The following is a 3,105-nucleotide window of genomic DNA, read 5'->3' as shown; positions in this document are numbered from 1 at the left end:
CGGGGCCCCCGCGGCGTCGCGCAGCGACGTCGTGGGGAATGTCTCGGGGCCCGTGGCGTCGCGCAGCGACGTCGTGGAGAATCAGATCCGTCGCCCGAGATCCCAGGGCGCCCGCTCCGCCTCGTGCAGCGCATCGGCACGGCTGATACCGATGTCGCGCAGCATCCGGTCATCCATCTCTGCCAGTTGCCGGCGGGTGGCGATGGCGCGCCACATCGCCCGGAAGGGCGTGATGCGGGGCAGGGAGAAGGTGAAGGCCGGCAGGTGCAGCCGGAGCGCGGGCAGGATGCCCATGGGGACCTCCATTCGGAACGGGGCCACACTTTCGGGCCCCAGCCGGAAGAAAGATGTGATCCTGAACGAAATAAGGAAAACGAATTGCATTGACGTAATCCATCAACGCCATTGATGCTCCGCCCATGCTCGCCATTCCTCCCGGCCTCGACCCGGACCTGCTGCGCAGCTTCGTGCTGATCGCCGAAGGCGGCAGCTTCACCCGCGCCGCCCAGGTGGTGGGGCGCACTCAATCCGCAGTCTCCATGCAGATCCGCCGGCTGGAGGAGACGCTCGGCCAGCCCCTGCTGCTGCGCGGTCCCAAGGGGGTGGAGCCCACCTCCCACGGCCTCTGGCTGCTGGAACGCGCCCGCCGCCTGCTGGCGCTGCATGACGAAATCCATGCCACCTTCCGCCAGCCGGAAGTGGCGGGGGCGGTCCGCCTCGGCTCCCCGGACGATTACGCCATACGCTGGCTGCCCGGCATCCTGGCACGCTTCGCCGCCAGCCACCCGGCGGTGCAGGTGGATGTGGTCTGCGCCCCCTCCAACGAGCTGGTGGAAAGGCTGGGGGAGGGAGAGCTGGACCTCACCCTGCTCTCCGAGGGGAATGAGCCCCCCGGCGCCCGGGTGCGCTGGCTGTGGCGCGGCCCGCTGCTCTGGGTGGGGGCGCCGGAGGCGGTCCAGCGCCGCCCGCTGCCCCTGGCACTGGCCAGCGCCTCCTGTTCCTGGCGCCAGGCAGCGATCGCCGCGCTGGATGCCGCGAACCTGCCCTGGCGCATGGCCTATACCGCTGCCTCCCTCTCCGGCTCGCTCGCCGTGGCCCTGGCCGGGCTGGCGGTGACGGTGGCCATGCCCTCGCCCTTGCCGGAGGGCTTGCGCTGCCTGGGTGCGGAGGACGGACTGCCGCCCCTGCCGGATTTCGCCATCGGGCTGATGCGCGGCCCCGGCTCCGCGGTGGCGGAGGCGCTGGCCGCGCATATCGAGGAAGGCTTCCGCCTGGGCCCGGTGGCGGAGGGGCGGGAGCGCCGCGTCGCCTGAGCCGGCGGGGGACCGCCGAACCAATTGCCCGGCCCGGAACAGGCTGCGATAAGCCTTGGAAACAGCCGAGGAAATGTCCGATGCAGCGACGCACCCTGCTCGCCCTGGCCGCCGGTGGCTTGGCAAGCCCCCTGGCCGCGCCTGCCCTCCGTGCCCAGAGCTGGCCGGACCGGCCGATCCGCCTCATCGTGCCCTGGCCGCCTGGTGGCTCCACCGACACCATCGCCCGCATCTTCCAGCCGAAGCTGGCGGAGGTGCTGGAGCGCCCGGTAGTGATCGACAACAAGGGCGGCGCCTCCGGCTCGGTCGGCGCGACGGAAGCGGCGCGGGCGCCGGCGGACGGCTACACCTGGATGCTCGCCTACGACAACGAGGCGACGAACCAGACGGTGATGCGGCTGCCCTACCGCACCCTGGAGGCTTTCGCCCCGGTGAGCCTGGTGGCGACCGGGCCGCTGGCGCTGGTGGCGCACCAGAACACGCCCTACCACAGCTTCGCTGATGTGGTGGCGGCGGCGAAGGCGAAGCCGGACACCATCGCCTTCGCCAGTTCCGGCGTTGGCGGGCTGGCGCATGTCTCCACCACCCTGCTGCAGCAGCAGGGCGGCTTCCGGCTGGTGCACGTGCCCTATCGCGGCGGCGGACCGGCCGTGCAGGACGCGGTGGCGGGGAACGTCCCGCTCTTCATGTCGAATGTCGTCATCATCAGCCAGCACATCCGGGCGGGCGTCCTGCGACCGCTGGGGGTGACGACGGAGAAGGAGACGCAGCACGTGCCGGGCGTGCCCTCCTTCGCGCAGCAGGGCTTCGCCGGCTTCTCGGCGCCGACCTGGTGGGCCTTCCTCGGCCGCGCCGGGACGCCGGAGCCGATCCTGCGGCGGATGCGGGATGCGCTGGCCCAGGCCCTGGCGGATACCGAGGTGAAGCGGAAGATCGAGGAGCAGGGGGCGGATGTCGTCGCTTCCAGCCCGGAGGAGTGCGGACGCTTTCTCAGCGGCGAGATCGAGAAATGGGGCAAGGTGATCCGCGACAACCACATCACGGCGGATAGCTGAAGGGCAGGGGGCGCCGGCAGGGGTGCCGTGGCCCCCGCAGACGGCGCTGCCTCCGAGTGTTCAGGCTGGCAAGCCCTGCCGGGACCGGCTCTCGGCCCGAGCCCAGGACCGGTGGGGTCAATCTCCCCGCGACCGTCCCGGCGGCAAGGCCGCGCCTCCAGCCAGACCGAACTCGGACCGGCCGCCCCCGGGCCCAGGGCGATGGCACCAAGGAAGATCGCCCAAAGTTCCCGGCGGGCCTGTGCATGACACAAAAAATACGACGCCGCGCCGGAACGAATTCCGCCTGCGAACCGGACCAGGTCGGCGGAGGACAAGCCTGGTCAAGGCCTTACAGCCGAGGGGCAGGCCCGGGTGGGCGCTTTTGGCAGGGCTTGACCATGCCCGCCCCGGGGCCTAAAAGCCGCCTCACCGCAGCGCGGACGGGGTTGACGAGAAACGGCGAAATCGCCATTATCTCTGCCCCGCTCACGAAGCGGATCAGATCACCGGGTTGGTGGTGAAGCAAGATGGTTTCCGCTGAGGATGCCGTCCGCTTCTGCTCCCTCCGGTGATTGCCGTCTGGTTCATTCCGGATGGCGCGCTCATTAACAATCGTATCTGGTTTTTGGAAGTACGTTCGGTTTGGATGTGCTTTTGGTTGAGTTTGCTGAGGCGGGCTTGGCCTGGGGTTTTGTGTTCTGCTGCTTTGCCGGGAGGTGGAGGGGTGGGATGCGCGGGCGGCGCTGCTGCGGGGG

The 3,105-nt window shown here is 70.1% G+C and carries 4 protein-coding genes; 2 read left to right on the top strand and 2 right to left on the bottom strand.

Annotation, left to right across the window (positions count from 1 at the left end):
• Positions 1-81: 81 nt before the first annotated feature.
• Positions 82-294, bottom strand: coding sequence for a DUF1127 domain-containing protein (locus NJ376_RS27890; protein ID WP_252956625.1), 213 nt, complete (start codon positions 292-294; stop codon positions 82-84).
• A gap of 125 nt (positions 295-419) precedes the next feature.
• On the opposite strand from NJ376_RS27890, the gene NJ376_RS27885 reads away from it, so the two are divergent.
• Positions 420-1,313, top strand: a complete 894-nt coding sequence (locus tag NJ376_RS27885; RefSeq protein ID WP_252956624.1) for a LysR substrate-binding domain-containing protein — start codon at positions 420-422, stop codon at positions 1,311-1,313.
• A gap of 80 nt (positions 1,314-1,393) precedes the next feature.
• Positions 1,394-2,368, top strand: coding sequence for a tripartite tricarboxylate transporter substrate binding protein (locus NJ376_RS27880; protein ID WP_252956623.1), 975 nt, complete (start codon positions 1,394-1,396; stop codon positions 2,366-2,368).
• 480 nt (positions 2,369-2,848) lie between these two features.
• Here NJ376_RS27880 and NJ376_RS27875 read toward each other — a convergent pair.
• Positions 2,849-3,105, bottom strand: a 257-nt coding sequence (locus tag NJ376_RS27875) for a hypothetical protein (protein WP_252956622.1), incomplete at its 5' end; no start/stop codon positions are given.

The sequence above is a fragment of the Siccirubricoccus soli genome (assembly GCF_024178315.1).
Lineage (GTDB): Bacteria > Pseudomonadota > Alphaproteobacteria > Acetobacterales > Acetobacteraceae > Siccirubricoccus > Siccirubricoccus soli.
The sequence above is the reverse complement of the archived record's forward strand: the minus strand, read 5'-3'. Positions and strand labels throughout refer to the sequence as shown.